This window comes from Bacillus sp. FSL R10-2201 (assembly GCF_038008665.1).
Taxonomy (GTDB): Bacteria; Bacillota; Bacilli; order Bacillales; family Bacillaceae_G; genus Bacillus_A; species Bacillus_A mycoides.
Window position 1 is genome coordinate 2824122 of record NZ_JBBOZP010000001.1, and the last position, 26743, is coordinate 2850864.

The following is a 26743-nucleotide window of genomic DNA, read 5'->3' on the forward strand; positions in this document are numbered from 1 at the left end:
CTAATGACTTGGGGATTTAAAAATCGATTAAACACAATTTTACCTGACGGCAGAGCGGTTATGTTAGCGATAGATCACGGCTACTTTTTAGGGCCAATTCACGGACTTGAACAACCGTTAGAAACAGTTAAAAACTTGCTTCCATATACTGATTCCCTCTTTTTAACACGAGGCGTATTAAGTTCCTGTATTCCTGAAAACTGCAACACACCGATGGTTATGCGTGTATCAGGCGGGGCAACTGTAGTAGGCAAAGATTTAGCAAATGAAACAATTGTTACACCTGTGAAAGAAGCAGTAAAACAAAACGCAATTGGCGTCGGCGTTTCTGTCTTTGTTGGATCAGACTATGAAACACAAACTGTTTCAAATCTCGCAAACGTAGTCTCTGAAGCTCACGATTACGGCCTGCCAGTACTCGGTATTACCGCCGTTGCGAAAGAACTACAAAAACGTGAAGCTCGCTTTCTAGCACTCGCCTCCCGCGTATGTGTTGAAATGGGAGCTGATATTATTAAAACGTACTACTGCGAAGGATTCGAAAAAATCACAAGCACATGCCCTGCTCCAGTCGTAATCGCGGGCGGACCGAAACTAGATTCAATCGAAGACGCATTAAACATTACGTACAATGCGCTGCAGGAAGGCGCAATCGGAGTAGACATGGGCCGAAACATATGGCAATCCGAACATCCAACTGCGATGATTCAAGCGATTCATGGCATTGTAAAAAATAGATTGAATGTGAAAGAGGCGCTGGAACTATATAATGATGTGAAAAATTAATGTGAAAAGATGGACTATTTATTATAACGGGTTCAGTTAAGAGGAGTAAAACTTGTTTTGACACTCAAACTACACAAGGAAAAGGATGGCACTTGCCATCCTTTTTGACATACATTGAACTTTTACTGTTTTCAAGTTTCCTTCTTCGACTAACGAGCCAAAAATTTTAATCAACCTTTAACTTTATAGCTTTTGTAGCAATAAAAGTTTTAATATGCTTATCTAATATCCTTGTTCCACCAAAATCATCCTCGTAAAAACCCGTTATAACAAAACCAGCTTCAACTTGACCTTGGATTTGATCTTCTAGAGTATGTGCGTATTCTATTGTTTGATTTAAATTAATATAATCTTGAACTTCATCCTCTGGTAAATAATCCAATGTTGATGAAGGTATTGAATGTTTAACATCCAAAATACCTTTTTGTTCTTGGTTGTCATCAAAAATCCATAGTAAAGGATTTGTAAATCCAGAAATAAGAATACCTTTATTCTTTAAAACCCTTGAAATCTCATTCCATACAAGATGAACATCTTTTACAAACAAATTAGAAACAGGATTTACGACAATATCAAAATATTCATCTTCAAAATCACTAAGGTCTGACATATCTCCTTGTACTGTTTTTAAAGTTAATCCATCCCGTTCCGCTACCATTTCATCTTGTTCCAATTGCTTCTTAGATATATCAGTAACTGTTACATCTGCCCCAGCAGCAGCCAGTACTGGTGCTTGTTGCCCTCCACCTGATGCTAAACAAAGTATCTTTAATCCCTCTAATGACTTTGGAAACCAATCTCTAGGAACTGATTTTTCTGTGGTGACTGTGATTTCCCATTCACCTGATTTACTTTTTTCAATAACCTCACTACTTACAGGTTGAGTGTATCTAGAACCTTCTTCAACCTTCTTATCCCATGCATTACTGTTTTGTTGTGTAGTATCCATTATAATCATTCCTCCTAACTATCTAGTTGCATTTTAATTGTGACATTATTAACTATTTACACCCTTTTTCTATTAACCTGCCGATAGTTAATAAATGGTTTTCTATATTTATTTTAACACATAAACATCCTATTTTTCTAAATATTTAAATTAATTGATTATATTGTAAAAAATGAGAATTGTTTCAGTTATAATAAAATATGAAAACAAAAATAAAGGAACTGTCTCATAAGTCGGATTTCTGACTAAAAGACGCTTCTTTTTCACTTTAGTGTTCCATTAAAAAAGAGGATTAAAATGGTATCAAGCCCCTTTCCAAACTGGATAAGGGGCTACATATACACCTTCAAACAATTACTCTTGATGAGTGTCATTGGATTTTGAAACTTTCTTACCGTCTCTATAATCAATACAAGACACTTCGATTAATAAGCCATTAAATACTGTAAAATAAAAACCATAACTACTACCTCTCATCGTATAAGGTTCCTTGCCTATTTCAATACCACCAGCTACTAAACGATTATATGATTGATCAACTTCACTTGAAGTTTCCACTAAAAAACCAATATGAAAAGCTTCAGGATACATAACTTCCTTATTCCCCTTAAATGCTTTTGGATCACTTAGCACAAGTATAAATCCACTCTCATCACTCATTACTACAAGTGCCTTTCCCTTTTGCTCCAAAAATTGAAAATCAAAAAATGTTTCAAAGAAATGTCTAGCTTCTGATAAATCATCAACACATAGATTTAAATGATTCAACTTCATTCACTCATCTCCTTTTAAGCAGAGGGTATATATACTCATATTAATAACACTTACATATGTAAGGAAAGATATTCAAGTGTTCCGTATAAGACTATTTTTTAATAGTCTTATGCTTTTTCCTATAGCTTAGAACGTTTTTCGAAATGAATGCAATCATATGAACAATTCGACATGGAGTATCGATTTACCTATATAAATTGACAAGTGTTATAGCCATATTATTTATTCTCCAAATTAAGTAAAACCCACTCAATCAAGAAAATTGCTGAAGAGATGCGCTCTGTCGTATCACCTAAAAACAATTTATTTATAAAACCTGCAAAATTCGTTGGTACTTTAGATAATGTTTCAATATATTTCAAAACAGATCCAGCTGGCGGTACTGGCTTGTTATTAATAGCCCATATTCCCTCTAACAATGTCCAAGTTGATGTTTGAACTATATATGATGCTTTTAACTCATCTTTTGCCTTCAGAGCAGTCTTAATTTTAATTAGCGAACTATGTAACCAATGAGAAACGCCTTTTACTTTATCACTAGAAACACGGTAGTTTTCAAATTCATGTTTAGCTATTTCCTTTAACTTTTTCAACTCACCGCTTTTATCAAATAAAAATTTCCCTTCTAAAAATGAGTATAGTTCCATCGGATTGTTTTTAAAGTTTACTTGTATTAGATTAAAATCTGCACTCTTATATTCAACTAAAATATCTTCTCTCGTTTCAGAATAAAATCGCTTCTTTTGTCCGTCTTCTAAAAGAATATATAAGTCTAAATCCGAATCAGGATATGCATCACCTCTTGCGACAGAACCAATAAGCATACATCCAGTTACCTTATCTATAGATAAGATTTCAGCTACTATTGTTTTCACTAATTTTTTATGTCGTTCATGTTTAATAGATATTTGTGTTTCTAACATTTGTAACCTCCAAACACATTCTTATAGATTTATTCGTTACCTAAATATATTTTACTTCTCTTAATACCTTTAATCTTCTACATACTTATTCAACAATTGTCAGTTCATATACAATTGCGTCTTTACTGCTTTTTGTTTTATCTTGAATCGTTACAATATCTCCACCTTTTATTTTCGAAGCATTCACCACTTTTACCATCTCTGGTGGAACACTCCCTCCATTGTTCTCTTTATTTAGTGGTAACCACTTTACTGACTTATTAGTTGCTTCTAAAATTTTATATTTAATTGAACCATCATACTTTATTTCACCTACAAGATCTTTTACTAATGTAGGTGTATATTTACCCTCTTCTTTTTCCAAAGAGATATGATCACCTATATCTAAGCTACCGTTTCTTTTAGGCGCCTTCCATTTTATTGGGTTTAAATTACTTAAACTTACTTTCACGCTCTCTTCTTTATTTGAGCTAGCATCTTTTAGAAATATTTCATTATAATTCTTATCAATAACGATATACTCTTTCTGCTCTACTATTTTTGCACTGCTTTTACGTTTTTCTTCCTCATTCTTAGATACATCTTCTTTCACATTATTATCACTACATACTGATAATAATGTCGTTGCTAAAGCTGCCATTAGTAATATTTTTTTCACTTCGTTTACCTCCATTTATAACTAAACAAATAAATATATATAACATCCATATTTTACTATAAATCAAAAAAGAGGATATTTGTTTATTAATAAACAAATATCCTCTACCTCTAATTATATTTTACGACTGTTGATAAGCCGATTTCGATGATTTCACATAATAAACACCGTGTTCAACGTTAATGATATGATCTGGTTTTGGTTTACCACGGCCCGCTCTATGTCCAGCTAAATGCTCTTCACTTGTTTCCCAGTTTTTCCATGCTTGTTCTGATTCCCAGCGAATCATAACTACTACTTCTTCATCTCCGCGTCTCACTTTTTTAACGAGAACACTTAAATCGATAAACCCTTCAAATTTTTCAATAATGCCTTCTCCTGTAAAACGCTCTACAACTATATCTGATGTACCTTCTTTTACTGTAAATGTTTTAGTCTCGATAAACATATATCCCACTCCCTCTTTGTAATACGAATACTAGTATTCTTCTATTATAGTTGATTATGATAATTATTTTCAATTATAAAGTTTTAAATTTTTTGAATTATGCTGTTTTCTCTTCAACTGCCTCATCTAAAAATTTAAAATATGGAAGTAATATTCCTATTAAAGAAGTGACGCATATAATCGCACCTATGATAAAGTATAGTGCTCTAACTCCCCATATTTCACTTAGTATGCCTCCTAATAACACACCTAACGGCATAGCGGATCGTATGAAAAATAATCGCACTGAAAATACTTGCCCTATCATATTGTTTGGTACTGTTTGTTGGCATATCGTCGTATTATGAACATTGAAAAATGAAATACAAATACCTGCAATTACTTCAATAATTACCGCAATTATAATACTGTGATTGAACCCTAGAGAAATGTATGTAAGGCCACCTATAAACAATCCTCCAAGCATAAGTATTCGCCGGCTTTTATATGTTACTTTTCCGACTAATATTGATCCAACTACATAGCCAAGTGGGAAACCGGCCATAAAATAACCGTATTCAGCATACCCTGCCGATAGTTCATCTTTAATGTAAGGAAGATTTGTAACCATCGTTACTCCTACTCCAAATTGAACGAATGTTAGAAAGATACCAAGCCAAACGATAACTGGTCTTGTGAAAAAATATGTAAATCCATGAAGAAACTGCTCTAGCCACGTTTTTCTAAGCTCTTGCTTTATCCTCTTTTCTCTAATGAAAAGCAACAACCCTCCACTAATGAATAGACAAATACACACAAAGAACAGTGTTAGCTTCATTCCAATAAAATGAATAACGATGCCACCTAATACTGGCGCAAGAAACATCATAAGACGAGTCATCCCATCAATATACCCATTTGCATTTTGAAGGTGCTCTTTACTTACAATGCTCGGTGTAATTGCTTGACTTGCAGGTGTATAAAGCGGTGTAATAAGTCCAACTATAATTTGAACAACATAAATGTGCCAAACTTCTATATTACCTGTAACTAGCATCGCCAAAGGTAGTAAAAATACGGACGCTCGTATCCATTGTGAAAAAATCATAATCCACTTTCGGCTCCATTTATCAATATATGGACCGCTTATAAGTTGTAGTATGAGCGACGGGATAAAATATAGTAACCACATGCTACTTAATGCTGTTTTTGATCCTGTTAATTCATAAACGAGAATTGAATTACATAACGTCCCGAAAGCCCCGCCTAATTCCGAAATCGCACTACCTATCCACATAAAAAAGAATGAACGGTTTTTCAATACACTCTTCACTATAGCTCACCAACTTTTCTATTAAATTCCTCCCTTTATGTACATTCTCGTTGTATATTATCTATTCAAAAATGCATCTAATTCTTTCGCTAAAGACTGCACTGCTTTCTTTCTCAACACATATTTTCCGTCTTGAATATCAACTAACTTTGCTGAACGTAAAAGTTTCAAATGATGATGTACTGTCGATTTTCCTAGTTGTAATCTTTCCGTTATTTCTTGCAGCGTACGCTCTTGTTCAAATAGTAGTTTTACAATACGAAGCCTTGCCTCGTCCCCGAGCGCCTTATGTTTATGAACTAAAAAATAACTCGGCTCATACGGATCTTCTGGATGTATACTTTCATTTGCGACTGGATAATGAAACACTTTCGTATCTTCAATATCAGCTTCTATGTTCCACGGTCTGTATGTAATTTGCGGGATAAGAAGTACGTGATGAACACTTGGCTCTGGCATATATGTAACTCCACCTGTAGCCCACTCGACAAACTCTTCCGGTTTCATCTTTTTATTCATTTCATTTTTCGCTTCATAATCTCGCTGTAGTATAGAAACAATTTCTTCTGCCTCTTTTTTTACAACACTGTCATACCAACCTGTCATAACGGCGATTAAATGTGTTTTTAGTTCGCGCACATCGGCATGACATACAAACTCTATATACGTAGAGAAAAACTGATGATCATGTGTCAGTTCCTTTAGTTCATGTATTACAGATACTTCTCCGCTTGCAGCTAAACGTCTTTTCGCTTGATACGCTTCTCCTAAAAACGGTAAACATATATACTTTAAATCTTCTTCTGAAAGTGAATCGATATTTGCAATAAACTGTGATAGATCCTGAAAATCTCCCTCATACAATAACTGAAGTAATGCTTTCCATGTATTATTTTCTTCTACGAACTGTAAATGCTCTCTCATCTCTACCGATAATGATTGTCTAATTTTTTCCCATTCACTTTGAGATTTTTCAAGCGTGTCGATTAACCTTTTATGAGTAACTGCCGCAATGCCAAGTGCGCATTCGAAAAGTATCGAATACTTCATTTGAACGTTGTACGTTTCCCTCTTTCTACTCGTCACGTGAAAGACTTCCATATTATCCCCTCCTTATTTGCTATGTATTAAATTCTATATTTATCGAATTATACCTTCTAATTTTTTAGAATTTTAAAACTTTCTGAAACTTTATATTGCTACAAGTTTTTAAATTTAAGCTACAGTTAATTTTCTTGTTCAACTATGAGGCAGGTTTATTGAAGAGAAAGGAGAATTTATTGCAGTAAGAAAAATGATTTAGAAAGCCTAAGTTTGTTTCTGCAATTACTACAACGGCGCCGTATTGTTCTTTTAGAACCTTCTAAACATCAATCAGATGATAAGTAGGTACGTTTCTACCTAATTTATCTAATACTTATTGTTGGTCTATCTCATAGTTAAGAAGGCTATACGAATGAGTAAAAAAGAAATATTACAAAATGGGGTCAAGCAAGTTTTTTACGAAGAAGAATGGTACCCACCGATATCAGAAGCGTTAAAGAATCTTACCGCTGCATAAGCATGTTGGCACCCAGAAGGAACGGCCAGTAATACGATTTGGGAAAATGCAAACCATTTACTAATCTTTAAAGAGCGCTTACTTTCCCGCTTACATCAAGATGACACATTTGTTGCTCCACAAAATAATGATGACACGTTTGTCCAAGGTGGACCTAATGATGATGAAGCGTGGCAACAAACAGTGAAGCGAACGCTTCAAGTACATGATGCCTTACAATCTTCATTAACATCCCTTCAAGAAACAGAACTGGATCAACCATGTCCTTCTCTACCAGTTTGGCAACAATATCTGAATATCCTATTGCATGATGCTTATCATACAGGTCAAATTATACAACTTCGTAAACTCCAAGGTTCATGGCCATCTCATCGTTCATATTTATAAAGTGAAACTTTAATCAGTGGTTTTTTTTTCCATACCCACTGATTATTAGCCCTCACCAATCGGGCGTTTACGGACAGTTGATCTCCCACCTAACTTCTTTGCTCCACCTGAATTTTGAGGTGGGAGTTTTACTGCCCACAAATAGCGGGATAAGCAATGATTAAAGATGATAGATAAGTATATGATTCTACATTTAGCAGAATAAGTACAAAAAAAGCAAATGAGATTCTAACTCTCATTTGCCTTTTTGCATGCTGGAGAAACGTCCTGCAATGATTTATTAAGCTTAATTAAAATTCAACAAAGAATGTTCAATGGATAAAGTAAAACTTTAATTAGACATTTACGGACCATTATCTCCCGCCTAACTTCCTTGCATTCACCGCTTATTAATTCATTTGTGCATCGTTCAATAGCCCAATTATTTCATTCAACATTTCTTCTGTAAAAGCACCTGCGCTAAAGTTCACTAATGCTCGTAATGGCATATAGTTCATCATTTCAGAAGCATCACTATCCCATCTAGCAGAAATAGTCACATTAAATCCAAGTTATCTATCTTCCCTTTTCAAAAAGGAAGTTAGAATTTCTCTAAATGAATATATTCAGCGTGCCAAAGTCATTTTACAAAGATCTTTAAAAAATATACTGGTATTTCACCTAAACAATTTAAAAATGGATGCAGCTATTAATTGTCCTTCGTTCTACCAATAGATTTATTTTGTTGCTTTACCTTATTAATACATATCCTTTATAAAGCGAAAAAACATTAATTTTTACTACATAAATTGAAATAGACTAATCCCAAACATAATTTACATTCTTCATAACTTCTGATTATAATCCAAATTTGGAAGAATAGGGGCTTTTTTATATACAAATAATAAGCCTCAAGGAGTTGTTGACATGCATTTCATATTAAATATGTTAGGGATTTTCGTTGTAATATTAATCGTTTTCCTATGTTCGCCTAATAAAAGAAAAATAAAATGGAGACCAATTGTTATTCTAATAATATTGGAGCTTTTTATTACGTGGTTTATGTTAGGCACGAAATTGGGCAGTATTATCATTAATAAAATTGCGTCATTTTTCAGTTGGCTACTATCATGTGCGAATGAAGGAATTCGATTTGTATTTCCTTCAGCTATGGAAAATCAAACAGTTGATTTCTTCTTTAGCGCCTTACTTCCTATCATTTTTGTTATCACTTTCTTTGATATTCTTTCGTATTTTGGAATCTTAACTTGGATTATCGATAAAGTTGGTGCAATCATTTCAAAGATTTCTCGTTTACCAAAGTTAGAAAGCTTCTTTTCCATTCAAATGATGTTTTTAGGAAATACGGAAGCACTTGCAGTTGTTCGTGATCAATTATCTGTGTTAAAAGAAAATCGTTTGTTGACTTTTGGAATTATGAGTATGAGTAGCGTCAGCGGATCCATTCTTGGTGCTTATCTATCAATGGTTCCAGCAACATATATTTTCAGCGCTATTCCTTTAAACTGTATTAACGCATTAATCTTGGCTAATGTTTTAAATCCTGTAGAAGTTACTAAAGAAGATGATGTTATTTATTCACCTTCAAAAAATGAAAAAAAAGATTTCTTTTCTACTATTTCAAACAGTATGTTAGTTGGGATGAATATGGTTATTGTTATTTTAGCGATGGTAATTGGCTATGTAGCATTAACAGCATGTTTAAATGGTATTTTAAGCTTTTTTGTAACAGGCTTAACAATTCAAAAAATCTTCTCTATTATCTTTAGCCCCTTTGCTTTTTTACTCGGTTTATCAGGAAAAGATGCTATGTATGTAGCTGAATTAATGGGGATAAAAATAACAACGAATGAATTTGTTGCAATGATGGATTTAAAATCAAACCTAAAGTCTTTACAACCACATACAATTGCGGTTGCAACTACATTTCTAGCTTCTTTTGCAAACTTTAGTACAGTAGGTATGATTTATGGAACTTACAATTCATTATTTGGCGGGGAAAAATCATCAATAATCGGTAAAAATGTTTGGAAGCTTCTTGTTAGCGGAATGGCTGTTTCCTTATTAAGCGCTATGCTTGTGGGGCTTTTTGTATGGTAAATGAATAATTGTAATAAGATGAAGACACTTAAACTGAATTGGGTGTCTTCATCTTATTACTTGTTCTTTTATAATTCTTATCCCCGAATCTGTCCATTCCCACGAATCGCATATTTTGTGGAAGTTAATGCAGGTAACCCCATTGGTCCCCTTACGTGTAGCTTTTGTGTACTGATGCCAATTTCTGCGCCGAATCCGAATTCAGATCCATCCGTAAAACGAGTCGATGCATTATGATAAAGTGCCGCGGCATCAACAGATGTGAAAAATTTGCTGACGTTTTCCTCGTTCTCTGTAATAATCGCTTCGGAATGCATGGATCCATACGTATTTATATGATGAATCGCTTCTTCCGTAGTGGAAACCACTTTAACTGCCAGTGTGAGAGATAAAAACTCTGTTTCCCAGTCTTCTTCTGAAGCTAATGCAATAGAAGAATCAATTGCCAATGCTTTATTATCACCACGTAGCTCCACGCCTCTTTCCTTCAAGGAAGAAAACAGCTCGCTACCAAATTGCTGCGCCCAATTCTCATGAAGTATAATCGTTTCAATTGCATTACATACAGATGGACGCTGCGTTTTTGCGTTTATAATAATATTAAATGCCATTTGTTTATCCGCTGTTTCATCAATAAAAATATGACAATTTCCCGCACCTGTTTCAAGTACTGGAACAGATGCTTCTCTCACTACAGTATCAATTAATTGTTTGCCACCTCTTGGGATAAGAACATCCAAGTACTCATTCAATGTAAACAACTGCTTTGCACTATCGCGCGTTGTATCTTCTATGAGCTGCACACTTTCTGAAGGCAAGCTTGTTTGTTTGAGCGCCCTGTGAATAACGCTAACGATGGCTTTGTTAGAATGAATAGCAGAAGAACTACCACGTAGTATTACTGCGTTTCCCGTTTTTAAGCAAATTGTAGCAGCATCCACTGTCACATTCGGCCTTGCCTCGTAAATCATTCCGACAACACCAAGTGGTACGCGCATCTCCTGAATAGATAATCCATTTGGTCGTTCCCATGCACTAACACGCTCTCCAACAGGATCACGTAAATCAATTAGTTGCTTAATACCTTCAGTCACATCAATGATACGCTGTTCATTCAGCATAAGACGATCAAGGAGTGACTCAGAAAATCCTTTTGTCTTCCCTTCTTCAATATCCCGTTTGTTTTCCTCTAAAATATAAGCTGTTTCTAATATCAGCTGATCAGCAATTACGGCAAGTGCTTCATTTTTTTGATCTGTAGATTTAAGCACAAGTTCTCTAGCAACCTCTTTCGCCTTTTTCCCCTTTGCCAACACTTCATTCATTTTTATTTCCTCCTTTTTAAGGTTAATCAGTTTTTATTTGAGAACTATTTAACACCAGTATCTAAATCTTTCCTGCCCATTAAAATTTGAGTGCTCTCTTTTCTTAAAATGAAACCCAGTGATCTCTATGGATGACTTCATAATTATGCCTTTCGCCTCTTGCTTGAATATCTTGGCTTTGCATACCTTTTAAATTCCTTAGTTCCTCTGCGCTATATGTGCATTGTCCTTTTCCTATTACGCGCCCTTGTTGCGTGATTACTTCCACGACTTCACCCACTTGGAAAAACCCTGACACATTTGTAACACCAGCAGGCAGAAGACTCTTACCATGCTGAATGATGGCAGAAGCTGCCCCCGCATCTACTTCAATTTGTCCGCTAACAAGCGAATGCAAGGCGATCCATTGCTTGTTCATCTTAATCACTTTTTGAGGAGCATTCCCGATATATGTTCCATCACCTTTGCCCTTCATAACATCTAAAAACTTCTCCTGTCCACATCCCGTTCCGATAAATACACTCACTCCAAGAGATAGTGCCGTCTTTGCAGCATCGATTTTTGATTTCATACCGCCAGTCCCAAGTTTTGAACCAGCATCTCCTGCAAGAGAAGCAATTTCTTCCGTTACCTCAGGAAGGAAATGATATTTTTTCGCATCCGCATTTTTCTGAGGATTTTGGTCATATAAACCGTTCACATCTGTAAAAATCATGAGCATATCTGCCGAAACAAGTCCGCTTACTAAAGCTGACAGCATATCATTATCACCGAACGTTAGCTCTTCTAAAGAAATGGAATCATTTTCATTGATTATAGGAAGAGCAGAACGGTTTAGTAGCTCTCTTAAAGTAGCGTAAGCGTTACTGTATTGTTCTTTTCTAGAAAAATCACTTCTCGTTAGTAAAAGTTGTGCAGTAACGATACCATATTTACGGAATTCCTCCGTGTATGCCTGCATTAATAAACTTTGCCCGACAGCCGCAGCAGCCTGTTTCCCTTTAATTGTCACAGGTCTGCTAGGATACCCTAGAGCAGAAAAACCTGCAGCGACTGCCCCGGATGTAATTAGTAAAACTTCATGCCCTTCCTCTTTCAATCGAGCCAATGCGGCAACGTGATCTGAAAGTTGTTCTTTAGAAATGCCTCCGTGACTATCTGCCAAGGAACTACTCCCAATCTTTACAACAATTCGTTGTTTTTTCACTTTTGTATCCCCCAAGTCTAAAATCAAAGTTTTTTATAAATTTCACTTCTATTCATACAGCTTACAGCGGCTTCTATTCTTATCAGTGCTGCACCTAGCCTATTAAAGAGCAAAATAAAAATGACCACTTCGCCCTTAATAAAATAAAAAGGACGAAACGGTCATTGTTCCGCGGTACCACCTTAATTGATATACATAGATATCCACTTGGCGCCTATAACGCAGGCGAACGCCTAAACTTTCATTTAAGACTCAGGGATAGGTTCGATATATTCTATACGAGGAATCTTTCAGCCGGTGAATTCCACTCTCTTTCGCAAGAAGACATATGTACTATTTCCCTTCAACGATTTTCGGTTTAATTTTTTATATTATGCGATATAATTTGATTTGGTGTCAAGAAGTATTTTTAAAAATAAATAGAGCGGCAAGTTACTTGTATGAAATTATTACCCTACTGAATGAAAATACAAATCGATATAAGTTTAACTCATATTCATCAACATAAAACCTAAAATTAAAGTGTATATATTTACATATTGTCGAATATAATTGATTTTCAACTTTTGGTGTTGCAAAAAGGAATATATTCTCTTAGAATGTTTCTTTATATTGCATGGAGATGTTATTGTTATTTTAAGATAACAATTTCAAAATGATATAATTTATTATAAAAGGAGCAAGATTGAGTTATTATGGATAAACAAATTGGATTCATCGGTTGCGGAAATATGGGAATGGCTATGATTGGTGGGATGCTAAACAAAAAGATAGTGTCTGCAAATAATATTCTTTGTTCGGATTTAAACACTACGAATTTAAAAAATGCTAGTGAAAAATATGGGCTAACTACAACTACTGACAACAATGAAGTAGCTAAAAATGCTGATATTTTAATTTTATCAATTAAACCAGACCTATACGCATCAATCATTAACGAAATAAAAGAAATAATCAAAAACGATGTTATCGTCGTAACGATCGCTGCCGGGAAAAGCATTAAAAGTACTGAAGAGGCTTTTGCTAAAAAATTAAAGGTTGTAAGAGTAATGCCTAACACCCCTGCTCTTGTTGGAGAAGGAATGTCTGCGTTATGCCCTAATGAAATGGTGACAGAAAAAGATTTAGAAGATGTGCTAAACATTTTCAATAGCTTTGGTCAAACAGAGATCGTAAGCGAAAAATTAATGGACGTTGTAACATCTGTAAGTGGTTCGTCGCCAGCATACGTATATATGATTATAGAAGCGATGGCAGATGCAGCTGTATTAGATGGTATGCCAAGAAATCAAGCATATAAATTCGCTGCTCAAGCTGTGTTAGGCTCTGCAAAAATGGTACTAGAAACAGGCATACATCCAGGTGAATTGAAAGATATGGTTTGTTCTCCTGGCGGAACAACGATAGAAGCTGTAGCAACATTAGAGGAAAAAGGCTTACGAACAGCCATCATTTCAGCTATGCAGCGTTGTACGCAAAAATCTGTTGAACTATCTAGGCAAACTAAAAAGTAATAAATTAGTGTAAAGAAACCCACTTTAAATACATTCACATATCTTTAAATAGTTTTAGACTATATGTACATTTCATTTACATACTCCTCCTTTTTCACCAGTAACTGAACGGACAAATTCAAGGATAATTGAGTTTGTCCGTTTTGTATTTTGTTATCTTAAAATAATTTAACTGCTCTTATTATCATTTATTTTATAGCGTAATACCCTTTTATTATTAAGGGAACATCATTTTCATATGTATTTGCTGCAGATTGTATTAAGTTTCTTGTAAGATATGATGCACACCAGATGAAATATACTCAGAGACTAAGTATAATATCTATTGAAAAAAGTAATATCAATCTCCTCAAATTGTTAACATAATATTTTTATCGTCCTCTAATATTAATTACTATTTCTTAATCCACCTCCATTACAATTTAAATCATTTAAGTTTTCTCCATATCGTGCATCTACTAGTTAAACAAAAACTCCCCTTAAATCGAAAATGATTAAGGGGAGTCAGTCATATTTGATGAAGTTATAGTTCTGATTTCACTGGAATAGAAACATTATTTTTCACTAAATTTTTAACTTCTTTAAAGCTAACAAAATTGTTGTTTTGCTCATCCCAAAGACGGAAACGGAGTGACCGCAAACTTGTAGCAAGAGTAATCGTTGGTACATTCTTTAAAGGAAGCGTATTATTGTGTGCCTCTTCTAATTTATAATTAGGTACTCTTGGACTTAAATGGTGAACATGATGAAATCCAATATTACCAGTTAAAAATTGCAAGATTTTAGGTAGTTTATAAAAAGAACTTCCTTCCACTGCCGCTTTCACATATTCCCACTCTTTATCTTCTTCAAAATAAGAATCCTCGAATGTGTGCTGTACGTAAAACAGCCAAATACCTATTGAACCTGCTATTAAGAATATGGAACCATGTACTAAAAGAAACGATTGCCATCCGAGTGTCCAGCAAAGTAACCCTACTAAAGCAACGATTAAAACATTCGTCAAATAGGTATTCATGCGTTCCTTCTTTCTAGCACCTTTTCTGTTAAATCTATTTTTAAGTAGGAAAACATAAATCGGACCTAACCCAAACATAACCAATGGATTGCGATATAAACGATATGCTAAACGGAGTCTAAATGGCGCTGCCAAATATTCATTCACTGTAAGTGTCCAAATATCTCCTGTACCTCGCTTATCCAAATTACCACTTGTAGCGTGATGAACGGAATGCTCATGCCCCCATTGATCAAATGGGAATAAAGTTAAAACACCCATACATGTCCCTACTATTCTATTTACACGACGGCTTTTAAAGAAAGAATGATGGGTACAATCATGAAAAATAATGAAAACCCGTGTCATAAATCCCGCGGCTAACACAGCTGGAACTAATGCTAACCAATAAGAAACGGACAAACTTTTATAAGCAAGGTACCATAAGATAATAAATGGCACTACCGTATTGATGATTTGCCAAACACTTTTTTTTGCCGTTGATTTTTCAAAAGGAGCAACTTGTTTTTTTAAATTTTTAGTATTTTGTAAGGTCATTTTTTCTAATTCCTTTCCTTTATGTTGCTAATTTGTATTATAACACATTATTAGTAGTAGGTGTTATACGTAGGTATAATAAATATTTTATACTATGAAAATCTCTTTTTTCTTACTCATTCCTTACAAATTACTTACGTCCAGAATAGCTTCTATTATAGGATAGAAGGAGCATTTGTGCCGGAAATTTCGAAGTTTTTCCCAATAAATATATTAATTAAAAAGAAACACAGAATTTTTCCACTTCTGTACTGCCCCGTTTCCACAATCAGAAGTGAACTGTCCCATAAGTCAGTGTCACCGACTTTGATATGCTCCTCTTAGTTTCGTAATGTTCACTTGTTGCAATTGATTTTACCGGAACTGGATCTATTTCATGAAACTAATCAAATTACATTTCAAATAAAAAACTAGTCTATTTTGAAAACTTCCCTCACTTTTATTCTATATAAAATGTAAAAATTTAATGTCCGTTTATTTAATTTCAAATCTATGATATATTCAAAATATTAATCAAACAAAGTTAATAAAATGAAACTAAGGGAAATTTATGAAAAACACATTTTATATTCATACTAAAATCATATGTTTTTAGTATAGAAAGGAGATTCAAAATTTGAATAAGAATTTAACCAAAATTACATTAATAAGCGGTCTCGCTCTCATACTTTATCATTTTTTCAAATGGTATTTAGTTGAATTCCTTACCCCATTTGTTATGCCATTTCTTTCAATAATAGTTCATGGATTGTTTTTCTTAATATTAATTTTCACAATCATACATCTTATCAAATACAAAAACTGGAAACCGTTAATTATTCAATTAATCATAATAATTACTTGGATATGTATACCATTTAATGAGATTTATATAAATTTAGATTTTATTATCTATAAAGAAGACCGTGAAAAAGTTATAGCACTTATAGAACATAAAGAGTTAACTCCTAATGTTCATTATGATAGTAGACAAATTCATTTACCTAAACAGTTTGCATCCACTTCCAAAAACGGTGGGGATGTAATTATTCAACAAAATAAAAATGGTATTTCTGTTTTCTTTTTTACTTATCGTGGTATATTAGATAATTTTTCAGGATTTATTTATACACCAAATGATACTAGACCAAACAAATACGACTTTAATAATGAATATAAAGAAATCACAAAAATAGAAAAAAACTGGTATTATGTGACATCATATTAAAGAACACAAAAATTTTCTTTTAATTATATTAAAAACATACCGTATTTATAGAAAGGGAATGCTTGTATACTATATACTGATCTGTACTGCATTCCCTAATTAGGCCCGAAACGGATTCTTGTCGTATTAGCTCATTCAAGGTGATGCATTTTTTTTACAAGCGATACATCTTTTTTATCATATACGTCGCTTTAACACCACTCAATATAGAGGGTGCTGTTTCAAATGACTCGAACCTTAACATAGGAGTAGCATCACACATCCATCAACTTAAGAATTTTCTCGTTTTGGATTATTTGTTTTTCTCAGCTTGATTGTGACAGGGCACTGCCAACAAAAAGCGATTTTCGTACGCTAAGATTCTTTCAACATAAAGATTGTTGATAACTTGTACGTGTCAGTAATACCATCTAGCTGTAGAGTGCCGAAAAAAAGTGAAGCAAACAAAAAATAACTCCAAAATCAACTTGTATTGTATATTTTGGAGTTACTTGACGTTTACTTTGCAACGAAAGAGAACCGCAACACTGCCTAAAACCTGGGCGCTTATCACATCCACAAACACACAAAATTAAGAATCCTTCTTCATTCGTTGTTGCTCTTTAATTTGTTCAGCAATAGCTGCAACATGAATACATTCCATATATAGGTCGTCAGCATCTGTATCTTTCACGCTAACTTTTATACTTGTATACTCAAAATCCCTTTGATTTGTTTTTGGATGGTAAAACATGTTTCTCTACTCTTTCATATAGAGTAAGCAATTGCTTGATAAAAGAAAATTCCGGTACTAACCAATACGAAAATAACGCTGAAACACATCCTATTAAAGCCCCTATTACAACATCAAAAGGATAATGAACCCCTACCCAAATACGAGAGATTGCTACACAAAATGCAAGTATAATCCATAACCATCCAGTCTTTTTACGAACAAGCAAAAACGAAAAACAAATCGAAAAAAAGAGAATCGTATGGTCACTAGGAAATGAATTATCTACAGCATGGTCGACAAGTTTATTAACATCAGGCAATACTGCAAACGGTTGATAATTCAAATGAAATTTCCCTGCTATTTTTCCAATCACCTCAGCAATCACAAAAGCAACCATCGCTTGAATAACCATCATCCTACTTTTTCTGGACCCGGTAAACCAATAAGCTATAATAATTAAACCAAAAATATATACCATATATTCTGCCAAAAATACCATGGCTGAGTTTAGGAATGAATATTGTTTACCTAAATCATTAATTGCTCGAAAAATATCAATATTGAATTGAGAAAAAGACATTTTCAAATCCCTCCTTTATAGTAAGGTGTTTAACTCATTGCCATATACCTTCATTACACGAATAGTTTTGATTATTGTACTCATCTAAAAATACCAACCTTCTTGTACGCTTATAATTTTATTATGGGAAAAAAGGTTTAAATGGGACTTAACTACTTCTTAACTATGTGAATGTACTGTTTCTTCCTCTAACATGACGTTTTCACTTAGAAAATAAGCGGCATACGTACGTATATTTCGACTAACGTTTTTAAACGCGAGCTGAGAAAACGTCATCTTCCTTCCCCTCCCACGCTTTTTTTACTTTCATAAAAATAGGCATCACCATGAGTATGACATCTCCTTCTTCTTTCTTCTTTTTCACTATAATAAAAAAAGAAAAAGGAAAACATCGAACTTTCTTACATACATTCGTGCATTCTTACAGTTTTGTCATTTTCTCGTCATTTTGTAAATGTGTTCATCGCCTTGCCTTTCGCTATTTTCAAAAACTCTTGTAACTCTGGGTTTATATTCGTCTTTCGGTATGCAACGGCTAGTTCCGCAACAATTTTAGAATCACATATTTCTTTGTAGACAACTTCTGATTGATATAATTTATTTGCAGACACCTATCCGCTGTTAATTAAATAAGAAAAATTATATGTTTCTAATACATGTTTTTGATCGAGCTTTAATTTAAACCTACAAAGAATTAAGGAAAGTACCCAAAACGACCGTTTATGGTACTTTCCTTATTTTTATCCAGATTGAGAAAAATACTATTCAAATTCAGTTTCAAAACTCATTACCAAAATAAACGCTCCTAACATATTAGTCATATACAATATGTTAGGAGCGTGATATTTTAAGTGTTTTTTGGATTTAGGTCTTGATAATATACGCTAAGCAATCTTTTATATAAAAAAGCCGATTCCCTGTAATCTAAAGGATAATCGGCTTTTTGCTATTCATTTATTTGTAGTAGTTGAAGAAATTCTAAAGGTATAATCATATTAATTATTATCTAAAAAACAATTCGTTTCTCAGTTTCTGAATCAAAGTAATGCACTTTGTCCATGTTTAAACCTAGATCTATATTAGATTGACTTTGCACATCTAAAGATGTGTCCACACGTGCAACAAAGGATTGGCCATTAATGTTAGAATATAGATATGTTTCTGCCCCCATTAATTCTGCTACATCAATACATACCGTTACTTTTGCGTTATATGGTAAATCCTCGATTTCTTTTCCATAATAAAATTCTTCTGGACGTATTCCTATTATGATTTCTTTATTCGTATAGCCCTTATTTCGCAAGCCTTTCATCTTCTCTTCTGGCACTTCAATTTTCCACTTATCAATCATAACTACATTATCTGTTAATACTCCTTTGAAAAAATTCATTCCAGGAGAGCCAATGAATCCGCCGACAAATACATTCTCTGGATTATCATACACTTCTTTCGGTGTACCGACTTGTTGTATAATCCCATCTTTTAGTACAACTAAGCGCGTCGCCATCGTCATAGCTTCTATTTGATCATGCGTGACATATACAGATGTCGTTTGCAGCTGCTTGTGTAATTTTGTAATCTCAGCACGCATTTGAACACGCAACTTCGCATCTAAGTTTGATAAAGGCTCGTCCATTAAAAATACTTTTGCATTTCGAACAATCGCTCGGCCTAAGGCAACACGCTGACGTTGCCCACCTGAAAGTGCTTTTGGCTTTCGGCTTAAATACTGCTCAAGTCCAAGAATTTTTGCTGCATGTTGCACACGCTGGTCAATTTCTTCTTTACTATATTTTCGTAGTTTTAATCCAAACGCCATGTTTTCATACACACTCATATGCGGATAAAGCGCATAGTTTTGAAATACCATTGCAATATCTCTATCTTTCGGTGTAACATCATTTACACGCTTTCCATCAATATAAAAGTCGCCCTCTGAAATCTCCTCAAGTCCTGCAATCATACGTAATGTTGTAGATTTCCCACACCCTGAAGGGCCAACCAAAACGATAAATTCTCCATCATTTACTTCTAGGTTAAAATCTTTTACGATTGTCACATCATGATCATATTTTTTGTAAATGTTTTTGAATGATAGTTGAGCCATAATATCCTCCTAGAATTCGAGCTATATTTATAGATATTGTTAAAAATTATGATGACATGAATTATAAAATCTTCGAAATATCCTTCATACTGTTTAAAATATAATCCGCTTTTCCTTCTAAATCTTCCTTCCTGCTCGCACCCGATAAGACGCCCACTACTTTAATGTTACTATTTCTTGCAAATGTAACGTCTGTTAATGTATCACCTACCATAAGCACATTTTCTTCAGTTAGTGAAAATTTTTCTTTAAACATATGATAAAAGTCACTTTCAGGTTTTGTTCTATTCACACCATCATCTGCACCTAAAAAATCTACATAATCATATAACTCAGTCATTTTCAGAGAATGAATAGCTGCATCAACATTGTCTGCCGTAACAACCCCAATAATATATTCATTGTCTTTTAAATATCGTAACGTTTCCTTTGCACCTTCCACTTCTGTAAATACAAGATCATCTGCAGTAGAGTACTTTTTGAATAGAAGACATACATTTTGAATAAAACCCTCTTTATTCACATGTTGATTTTCTAGCAACGAATACCATGCAGCCGCAATAAAGTAATTTGTGCGACAAGCTAGTAAACTCGTACTCTCAAAATCGTTATCATTCATACCAATAATCGTTAAGTAGTCATCTCGTTTACTTTTTTCATTTGGATACGTTTGAAATATATCATCTAACACACGATGCACAATTTTGTACCAAACTGAATCTAACTGTATTAATGTTCCATCTTTATCAAAAATAATCGCTTTATTCACCTTTTATTCCCCCTATAACTTCATTCCATGTTTTTATATTTTTAATCTGAACTTTATTATGAATAGGATTAATAAACGCTACTAATTCGTCCTCTTCCCATCCCTCAACTCTAGCGTACGCCCCTTCATTTAAAGAGAATGCAAAAGTTGCATCGCTGCCGTATTCTTTTTCAATCGTTCTTCCATTTATAAGTAGTCTCCACTCACACGGTTTATCTGTTTGAACGTTATAAACAATATTTCCTTTAGCCTCATCGCCGACAGCAATCGTTTCACCTTCGTTTTGAATATCTATCGCTAGTTTTCTAAATCGAGAGAAATAAATTCTTCCGTTTTTGATCGCAAATTTCAAGTTTTTAATTGATAAACCGTTACATAATACATATGTTCCTGGATCACCGTAAATGGATGGGTCTTTTGATCCTGGGAATGTTTTAGACGGATGTAAATGAGAGTCACTTCCTCCTATTCCCCAGATTTTAAGACCATTTGACCACATTTGATCGAAACAACGTAAAGCTTCTAAAGTAGATGATTTACTTTTTTTATAAGTTGGATCACACATAATTTCCATCGTATGAACATTCTCTAAATTAATATTAACTTGGTTCGCCCAAGGCTTCATAAATGGATGATTCACACTCAATAAATAGCCTTTTTCTTTCATGAGTGAAAATAGTGCATTCATTTTTTCAGCGCTAAATGATTCATCTATATACTCTGTAAAATCAATGAATTCTCTTATACCAAATATGTTGTAATGACCATAAGTAGTTGTAAGTTCCATAGATGGTATAATTAATGTGTTTCCTTTTTGATATGATGGCATAACAATATTGTGCTCCGTCGCATATAAAAAATCTAATTCTTGTTTTTCACATACTCCCATTCCAAGTTCATCATCTATCTCGCCATCTGTTAAATCTGTATGTTCATGAAAATCCCCTTTGTACCAGCGATGTTCTTCATTTACTACCTTATTAAAACGGTCTTCATCGATAAAAACATTGCCCTTACAAAAATGCTCTCTATTATACTTTCGCTCCAACTGATCATTCACTTCTATATTTACTGTATAGTCAACTTTTTCCCCAGTAAATTCCACTACTTTCTTTACACAATGAGGGATATATACGACTTCTAATTCCCAATTACCTGACTGTATGTCTCCTCCAATACAACCAGCAGAACAAAACTTTGAATCTTTCGAAACGACTAGTTTTTCATTTACAATTGGAGTTTGATATTGTATACGTACATAACCGTTAGGATCTCTTAAGATTAGTAAAAGCGGAATTTTTCGGCTATCCCCTTGATCAATTGTTAATGTAAAGTTTGTAATATCAGTTTCATCCATTTGGAAACAGTGTTTATTTTTTACGAATGGAGAGAGTGTTATCGTACTTGTTATTTCGATCATAGTTCTCACACCTTTTCAAGTGAATTTTAGAGGCACTTCCTTCGTTCAAAAGCACCTCACGTTCGTACTACAAACAGGTTTACTTCTTCTTTTTCAAAACTTTATCTAACTCTTCTTGCGCAACTTTAGCTGCTTCATCTAATGCTTTCTTTGCTGGAACCCCTTCAATCTCTACTTTATCTTTTGCTACATTTAAAGCGTCATTGATTTTTCCGCCCGTTGGATCTACAAATGGTCCCACTCCATTATTGTTGGCTTGTTCTAACGGAACTAATGCTTGTGGTTGTTTTTTAACAAATTCAGCATATGGACCGTACTCTGTTACATTGTTACGAACAGGAATATAGCCTGTTGCCATTGACCATTCAGCCGTTTTCTCCGTACTTGTCGCAAATTTCATAAAGTCATATGCACCTTTCGCTACTTCTGGATCAATATTTCTCGTTAATGTGAATAAATATGTTTCTAATTTTGGCGCTGGTTTATTATTACCCCAAGCTGGTTGTGGCAATGCGTCAAACGTGTTAAGACGTTCTTCTTCCGTCATTCCTTTACCTAATGATTTGAAAACAAATCCTTGGTCACCAGATGATCCTGTAAACCCTAATGTTCTGCCTTCTACTAAATCAATTACTGTTTTATCCCAATATTCCCATCCAGTACCACCTGAATGTATTTTCATAATTTTATCTTCATGAAGCCATGTGCGGAATTCCTCCCATACCGTAACCCAAGTATCATCGTTAATTAATACTTTTTTACCATCTTCACTTAATACATTACCGCCAGCACTGCGAACTGCATCAATTAAGTTTGACGTCCCCCACATTGGCATCCAGCCAGCATATGAAACATTTCCGTTTTCACCACGTTTTGCGACTGTTTTTGCTACCTTTTCTACACCTTCCCACGTCTTTAAATCCTCTTTTGTAAAGCCATTCTCCGCCAATGCTTTTTTATTGTAATAAAAAATTTGCGTTGTACCGTAAAACGGAATGCCATATAACTTCTCGTCAATTGTTGCTTGCTCTATAAATCCTTTTCCATAATCTTCCTTTTTTAAATTAGTATCATTTTTAACATATTCATCTATAGGTACGATTAACTGTTTTTTAGCATATTCTTGAATGACATCAGAACCTAGTAATGCAATTGCTTCTTGGTTATTCGCTGCAAATCCACTTTGTAGCTTTTGATATGACTCATCGTAGCTACCCGCTTTTGTCGTTTTCACTACATATTTGTCCTGACTTTTATTGTATTCTTCCACAATCTTATCTACACGATCTGCAAGAGAGCCCCCTACTCCATTAATGAATGGAACAACAACCTTCTCCCCTTCTTTACTCGCTTTAACCGTACTTCCTTTTCCACCTGAACAACCCGCAAGTGCACTAACAAACAATGTTAAAACTGTTAGAAGCATGAATAGTTTTTTCATCCCACATATCTCCTTTACTATTTAATTACCCCTTTATTCCTGAATCAGTAACACCAGATAAGAACCATTTTTGTAGAATTAAAAATACGATTAAGAGCGGCACCGTTGCGATTGTACTTGCAACCATAATGTGTGACCAATCTCGTCCTAAAGAACTATTAATGAAATAATCAGCAATTCCATTCGTAATTAGTTTTTGTGTATTATCTTTCAAAATAAGAGCTGGCCAAATGTAATTATTATAGTTACCAATAAATGTGACCAATCCTAGAGTTACAAATGATGATCGTGTCATTGGAAAAATAATCTTCCAAAGAATTCTCCAATCACTCGCTCCGTCAATTTTGGCTGCTTCTACTATTTCAAAACCAACTTTATGGAACGTTTGTTTCAAATAGAAAATACCGAATACGCTAACAGCCATAGAAATCATGTATCCAAAATGTGAATCAAGCAAACCAAATTTCCCTAACATTACATATACAGGAACATACGATACAGCTCCAGGGATCATATAGGTTGCCATCACAACACTAAACGTAATATTCTTGCCTTTAAACTTATAAAATGCCAACATATAAGCAAAAAGCGCTGACGAAACAAGTACATATATAGTAATGATGAAAGAAGTATAGAAACTATTAAATAAATATGTGCTAAATGGAAGTATATCTAATACTTGCTGATAATTTTCCCAGTGAAATTCTTTAGGCCAAAAACCTCCTTGTAATACTTCACTAGATGTTTTAAACGAACCAAGCACCATCCATATGAATGGAAAAATAAATAGTATACTTGATAACGCTAGAAAGAGATGCTTTACGATTAATGGACCTTTTTTCATATTATTCACCTTAATAGTTCACCCACTTGTCACCTATTATTTTGTTTATAACAGATAGTAGTATTGTAATGATTAGTATGATAAATGCGATTGCTGTTGCAGATCCCATATCAAATTGTTCAAACCCTTGTTGGAAGAATAAATAAAGTAACGTACGCGTCGAACCACTAGGTCCACCTTGTGTTAAAATTTTTATTTGATCGTAAGCCTGCACTGAAGAAATTGTATTGACAACAACTAAGAAGAAAGTTGTTGATGAAACCATTGGCAGTGTTACATATCGAAATTTCTGCCATGAATTTGCTCCATCAATACTAGCTGCTTCATATAAACTATCTGGAACTTTTTCTAATGCGCCAATATAGAAGATCATCGTCCAACCAACTAATTTCCAAACTGTCACAATAATGACTGCTAACATCGCTGTTTGACTACTTTGAAGCCAGTCCAAACCTGGTATCCCAAAAAAGTTTAGAACTTTATTAATAACTCCAAATTGAGGTTCATATAAAAGTGACCACACAATGGATACAGCTATTGTTGGCGTTACCCAAGGTGAAAAAATCATTAATTGGTACAATGCAGAACCTTTAAATTTTTTTCGGAAGAATAATGCGAATCCTAAACCTAATGCAATCGTTGGAATCACTGTTCCAATTCCGAAATAAAACGTATTTAGCAATGCTTGCATAAAAGAATCTTGTGTAAATAAATTGAAATAGTTTTCTAAACCAACAAAGTTAAAATCATTCGTCATAAAATCCCAATCAGTAAAACTAATACCTAAGCTAATGAAATTCGGAATAATCCAAAACAATATTAGAGGTATTCCAACTGGTAGTAAAAAGAACACAGCTTTTGATAGTTTTATTTGCATTCTTGCCACCTCCTAATTCATATTGTACGAGTATATTATTAACACAATGTTGTTAATTTGTTAACTAATTGTAAAAACAACAAATAAACAAAATAAAACAACATATAAACAAAAAGAAGACTATTTCTCAACTTACTAAGAAATAGTCTTCTTTTTGTTTTCTATACTGTTATTACTTCTACCCCATTACTTGTTAACACATTGTGCCACGCCTCATCGAGCTTAGCGTTTGTATATAATGCATCGATGTCACTGAAATTCCCGCTTTTATAGAACTTTGTTAAATTAAACTTTGACTCATCAGCCATCATGACAACTTGTTTTGCATTATTCTTTAACTGCTTATATATTTGTGCATCTTCAATATACGAACATGTTAGTTCTTTTTCTAAAGAAATTCCATCACAAGAAGCAAATAACTTATTAACAGTGAAATGGTCAAGATAGTTTAACGTCATTTCTCCAGACAATGCTAATGAATTTGTATTCAATATTCCTCCAATGACTATTAACCTGCAATCAAAGGAATCATATTGTTCTTTAAGCTCAATAATTTTATTAACAGCTGGTATCGAGTTTGTTAAAATCGTCAAATTCTTTTTATCGTGTATGTAATCCAAAATTTGCATTGTGGTTGTCCCAATTTCAATTGCGATAATATCATTATCTTCTACGAGTTTACTTGCTTCCATTGCAATTTTTCGTTTTTCTTCAATATTCTCAGCTCGGCGCCTATCAAAATGAAATTCTAGTGTTTGATCTTTTTTCTTAATTGCACCACCATGTATTTTCGTAAGCTGCCCTTCCTTGTGCAACATATCTAAATCTCTTCGTATCGTTTCTGTTGTAACATTTAGTACCTTCGCTAAATCATTTACCATAACTCGGTTGTACTTTTCTAACTCATCTAGTATGTGTTTTCTACGTTCAAATTGCGTGTACGATTTCATTTCATTAACACCTCTTCAAATTACGAAAAATATTGTTTTTCTAAAAACTCTTATTATTAGAACGACTTAATCGTTACTTTTAACATAACATCATTTACAGAAAGAAGGAACGATTATCTGTACTATATTTCGTCAAAGGAACAATGGTATATATCACCATATTCACCATACTTTTTTATTACAAGAAGTCTATTTGTTTGGCACCCTTTTTTATAAAGAGCAGTACTTTTTATTTTCATCTGAAATTCAAATTTACTTAACAATAAAAACACGATTATAATAAATAAAAATTTATTGTTAAACGATAAATTTCATGTTAGATTAAATAGATAAT

General features: G+C 33.9%; 24 protein-coding genes, 2 pseudogenes and 1 other annotated feature. Of the genes and pseudogenes, 6 read left to right on the forward strand and 20 right to left on the reverse strand.

The features are described from left to right. Positions 1–3 precede the first annotated feature (3 nt). Positions 4–786 (forward strand): 3-hydroxy-5-phosphonooxypentane-2,4-dione thiolase, encoded by a 783-nt coding sequence (gene lsrF / locus NSQ69_RS14615; protein ID WP_002032842.1) that lies wholly within the window; start codon positions 4–6, stop codon positions 784–786. Between the two features lie 166 nt (positions 787–952). Here the strand turns inward: lsrF and NSQ69_RS14620 are convergent, their stop codons facing one another. The 7 genes from NSQ69_RS14620 to NSQ69_RS14650 all read right to left on the reverse strand — a co-directional run bounded on the left by NSQ69_RS14620 (position 953) and on the right by NSQ69_RS14650 (position 6951). After that, entirely contained in the window at positions 953–1735 is a 783-nt protein-coding gene (locus tag NSQ69_RS14620; RefSeq protein ID WP_002127899.1) for a class I SAM-dependent methyltransferase, read from the reverse strand. 354 nt (positions 1736–2089) lie between these two features. Then, positions 2090–2509 carry a VOC family protein gene (locus NSQ69_RS14625; protein WP_002127901.1) on the reverse strand — a complete coding sequence of 140 codons (420 nt, stop codon included), beginning with the start codon at positions 2507–2509 and terminating at the stop codon, positions 2090–2092. Between the two features lie 218 nt (positions 2510–2727). Next, entirely contained in the window at positions 2728–3432 is a 705-nt protein-coding gene (locus NSQ69_RS14630) for a nucleotidyltransferase domain-containing protein (protein WP_002127903.1), read from the reverse strand. 85 nt (positions 3433–3517) lie between these two features. Further along, the gene (locus tag NSQ69_RS14635) at positions 3518–4105 is read right to left on the reverse strand and encodes a hypothetical protein (RefSeq protein WP_078179258.1); all 588 of its coding nucleotides are present in this window, start codon (positions 4103–4105) and stop codon (positions 3518–3520) included. A gap of 106 nt (positions 4106–4211) precedes the next feature. Continuing rightward, entirely contained in the window at positions 4212–4538 is a 327-nt protein-coding gene (gene hmoA / locus NSQ69_RS14640) for a heme-degrading monooxygenase HmoA (protein WP_002168142.1), read from the reverse strand. 97 nt (positions 4539–4635) lie between these two features. Beyond that, positions 4636–5850, reverse strand: a complete 1215-nt coding sequence (locus NSQ69_RS14645; protein WP_002168141.1) for an MFS transporter — start codon at positions 5848–5850, stop codon at positions 4636–4638. A 57-nt stretch (positions 5851–5907) separates the two neighbouring features. Then, positions 5908–6951 carry an ArsR/SmtB family transcription factor gene (locus NSQ69_RS14650; protein ID WP_003190247.1) on the reverse strand — a complete coding sequence of 348 codons (1044 nt, stop codon included), beginning with the start codon at positions 6949–6951 and terminating at the stop codon, positions 5908–5910. A 355-nt stretch (positions 6952–7306) separates the two neighbouring features. Between NSQ69_RS14650 and NSQ69_RS14655 the strand changes: the two are divergent. Beyond that, positions 7307–7798, forward strand: a pseudogene (locus tag NSQ69_RS14655) (DinB family protein). Positions 7799–8187: 389 nt separating this feature from the next. Here NSQ69_RS14655 and NSQ69_RS14660 read toward each other — a convergent pair. Then, positions 8188–8337 carry a hypothetical protein gene (locus NSQ69_RS14660; RefSeq protein ID WP_003190241.1) on the reverse strand — a complete coding sequence of 50 codons (150 nt, stop codon included), beginning with the start codon at positions 8335–8337 and terminating at the stop codon, positions 8188–8190. On the opposite strand from NSQ69_RS14660, the pseudogene NSQ69_RS14665 reads away from it, so the two are divergent. Next, positions 8294–8490, forward strand: a pseudogene (locus NSQ69_RS14665) (helix-turn-helix domain-containing protein); the annotation flags it as partial. The gene NSQ69_RS14660 and the pseudogene NSQ69_RS14665 sit on opposite strands and share 44 nt — an antisense overlap. Before the next feature lie 214 nt (positions 8491–8704). Further along, entirely contained in the window at positions 8705–9898 is a 1194-nt protein-coding gene (locus tag NSQ69_RS14670; protein WP_002127907.1) for a NupC/NupG family nucleoside CNT transporter, read from the forward strand. 77 nt (positions 9899–9975) lie between these two features. On the opposite strand, the gene NSQ69_RS14675 is transcribed toward NSQ69_RS14670, so the two are convergent. Together NSQ69_RS14675 and proB are read right to left on the reverse strand one after the other, a co-directional pair. Then, positions 9976–11223, reverse strand: a complete 1248-nt coding sequence (locus tag NSQ69_RS14675) for a glutamate-5-semialdehyde dehydrogenase (protein ID WP_002127908.1) — start codon at positions 11221–11223, stop codon at positions 9976–9978. Between the two features lie 103 nt (positions 11224–11326). Further along, entirely contained in the window at positions 11327–12430 is a 1104-nt protein-coding gene (proB, locus tag NSQ69_RS14680) for a glutamate 5-kinase (RefSeq protein ID WP_341099430.1), read from the reverse strand. Positions 12431–12575: 145 nt separating this feature from the next. Continuing rightward, positions 12576–12786 (reverse strand) — a binding site (T-box leader). Between the two features lie 339 nt (positions 12787–13125). Between proB and proC the strand changes: the two genes are divergently transcribed. Next, positions 13126–13944, forward strand: a complete 819-nt coding sequence (proC, locus tag NSQ69_RS14685; protein WP_002168136.1) for a pyrroline-5-carboxylate reductase — start codon at positions 13126–13128, stop codon at positions 13942–13944. A 523-nt stretch (positions 13945–14467) separates the two neighbouring features. Here proC and NSQ69_RS14690 read toward each other — a convergent pair. Further along, entirely contained in the window at positions 14468–15499 is a 1032-nt protein-coding gene (locus tag NSQ69_RS14690) for a fatty acid desaturase (protein ID WP_002013512.1), read from the reverse strand. A 616-nt stretch (positions 15500–16115) separates the two neighbouring features. Here NSQ69_RS14690 and NSQ69_RS14695 point away from each other — a divergent pair. Then, positions 16116–16706, forward strand: a complete 591-nt coding sequence (locus NSQ69_RS14695) for a hypothetical protein (RefSeq protein ID WP_002065987.1) — start codon at positions 16116–16118, stop codon at positions 16704–16706. Between the two features lie 695 nt (positions 16707–17401). Here the strand turns inward: NSQ69_RS14695 and NSQ69_RS14700 are convergent. The 9 genes from NSQ69_RS14700 to NSQ69_RS14740 all read right to left on the reverse strand — a co-directional run bounded on the left by NSQ69_RS14700 (position 17402) and on the right by NSQ69_RS14740 (position 26409). After that, positions 17402–18001, reverse strand: coding sequence for an undecaprenyl-diphosphatase (locus NSQ69_RS14700; protein WP_002127913.1), 600 nt, complete (start codon positions 17999–18001; stop codon positions 17402–17404). A gap of 443 nt (positions 18002–18444) precedes the next feature. Continuing rightward, the gene (locus tag NSQ69_RS14705; RefSeq protein WP_033708081.1) at positions 18445–18612 is read right to left on the reverse strand and encodes a hypothetical protein; all 168 of its coding nucleotides are present in this window, start codon (positions 18610–18612) and stop codon (positions 18445–18447) included. Between the two features lie 395 nt (positions 18613–19007). Further along, positions 19008–20108 (reverse strand): ABC transporter ATP-binding protein, encoded by a 1101-nt coding sequence (locus tag NSQ69_RS14710; protein ID WP_341099431.1) that lies wholly within the window; start codon positions 20106–20108, stop codon positions 19008–19010. Between the two features lie 61 nt (positions 20109–20169). Beyond that, positions 20170–20877, reverse strand: coding sequence for an HAD family hydrolase (locus NSQ69_RS14715; RefSeq protein WP_341099432.1), 708 nt, complete (start codon positions 20875–20877; stop codon positions 20170–20172). Continuing rightward, positions 20870–22297, reverse strand: coding sequence for a CehA/McbA family metallohydrolase (locus NSQ69_RS14720; protein ID WP_341099434.1), 1428 nt, complete (start codon positions 22295–22297; stop codon positions 20870–20872). Before NSQ69_RS14720 ends, NSQ69_RS14715 begins: the two co-directional genes overlap by 8 nt. A 79-nt stretch (positions 22298–22376) precedes the next feature. Next, positions 22377–23738, reverse strand: a complete 1362-nt coding sequence (locus tag NSQ69_RS14725) for an extracellular solute-binding protein (RefSeq protein ID WP_016127178.1) — start codon at positions 23736–23738, stop codon at positions 22377–22379. A 25-nt stretch (positions 23739–23763) separates the two neighbouring features. Next, positions 23764–24582: a carbohydrate ABC transporter permease gene (locus tag NSQ69_RS14730; protein WP_002110514.1), complete on the reverse strand. Its 819-nt coding sequence runs from the start codon at positions 24580–24582 to the stop codon at positions 23764–23766. Positions 24583–24592: 10 nt separating this feature from the next. Beyond that, on the reverse strand, positions 24593–25459 hold the full coding sequence (locus NSQ69_RS14735) for a carbohydrate ABC transporter permease (RefSeq protein ID WP_002165547.1): 867 nt from the start codon (positions 25457–25459) through the stop codon (positions 24593–24595). 161 nt (positions 25460–25620) lie between these two features. Further along, entirely contained in the window at positions 25621–26409 is a 789-nt protein-coding gene (locus NSQ69_RS14740) for a DeoR/GlpR family DNA-binding transcription regulator (RefSeq protein WP_002127921.1), read from the reverse strand. Between the last annotated feature and the right edge of the window lie 334 nt (positions 26410–26743).

What these genes read in the sequence shown, in the direction of transcription:
- NSQ69_RS14710 (WP_341099431.1), bottom strand. Translation starts at nt 20,108, where the DNA reads ATGGCTCAACTATCATTCAAAAACATTTACAAAAAATATGATCATGAT.
- NSQ69_RS14670 (WP_002127907.1), top strand. Translation starts at nt 8,705, where the DNA reads ATGCATTTCATATTAAATATGTTAGGGATTTTCGTTGTAATATTAATC.
- NSQ69_RS14735 (WP_002165547.1), bottom strand. Translation starts at nt 25,459, where the DNA reads ATGCAAATAAAACTATCAAAAGCTGTGTTCTTTTTACTACCAGTTGGA.
- lsrF (WP_002032842.1), top strand. Translation starts at nt 4, where the DNA reads ATGACTTGGGGATTTAAAAATCGATTAAACACAATTTTACCTGACGGC.
- NSQ69_RS14730 (WP_002110514.1), bottom strand. Translation starts at nt 24,582, where the DNA reads ATGAAAAAAGGTCCATTAATCGTAAAGCATCTCTTTCTAGCGTTATCA.
- NSQ69_RS14690 (WP_002013512.1), bottom strand. Translation starts at nt 15,499, where the DNA reads ATGACCTTACAAAATACTAAAAATTTAAAAAAACAAGTTGCTCCTTTT.
- proC (WP_002168136.1), top strand. Translation starts at nt 13,126, where the DNA reads ATGGATAAACAAATTGGATTCATCGGTTGCGGAAATATGGGAATGGCT.
- NSQ69_RS14725 (WP_016127178.1), bottom strand. Translation starts at nt 23,738, where the DNA reads ATGAAAAAACTATTCATGCTTCTAACAGTTTTAACATTGTTTGTTAGT.
- NSQ69_RS14630 (WP_002127903.1), bottom strand. Translation starts at nt 3,432, where the DNA reads ATGTTAGAAACACAAATATCTATTAAACATGAACGACATAAAAAATTA.
- hmoA (WP_002168142.1), bottom strand. Translation starts at nt 4,538, where the DNA reads ATGTTTATCGAGACTAAAACATTTACAGTAAAAGAAGGTACATCAGAT.
- NSQ69_RS14675 (WP_002127908.1), bottom strand. Translation starts at nt 11,223, where the DNA reads ATGAATGAAGTGTTGGCAAAGGGGAAAAAGGCGAAAGAGGTTGCTAGA.
- NSQ69_RS14625 (WP_002127901.1), bottom strand. Translation starts at nt 2,509, where the DNA reads ATGAAGTTGAATCATTTAAATCTATGTGTTGATGATTTATCAGAAGCT.
- NSQ69_RS14700 (WP_002127913.1), bottom strand. Translation starts at nt 18,001, where the DNA reads ATGTCTTTTTCTCAATTCAATATTGATATTTTTCGAGCAATTAATGAT.
- NSQ69_RS14720 (WP_341099434.1), bottom strand. Translation starts at nt 22,297, where the DNA reads ATGATCGAAATAACAAGTACGATAACACTCTCTCCATTCGTAAAAAAT.
- NSQ69_RS14740 (WP_002127921.1), bottom strand. Translation starts at nt 26,409, where the DNA reads ATGAAATCGTACACGCAATTTGAACGTAGAAAACACATACTAGATGAG.
- NSQ69_RS14650 (WP_003190247.1), bottom strand. Translation starts at nt 6,951, where the DNA reads ATGGAAGTCTTTCACGTGACGAGTAGAAAGAGGGAAACGTACAACGTT.
- NSQ69_RS14635 (WP_078179258.1), bottom strand. Translation starts at nt 4,105, where the DNA reads ATGGAGGTAAACGAAGTGAAAAAAATATTACTAATGGCAGCTTTAGCA.
- NSQ69_RS14620 (WP_002127899.1), bottom strand. Translation starts at nt 1,735, where the DNA reads ATGGATACTACACAACAAAACAGTAATGCATGGGATAAGAAGGTTGAA.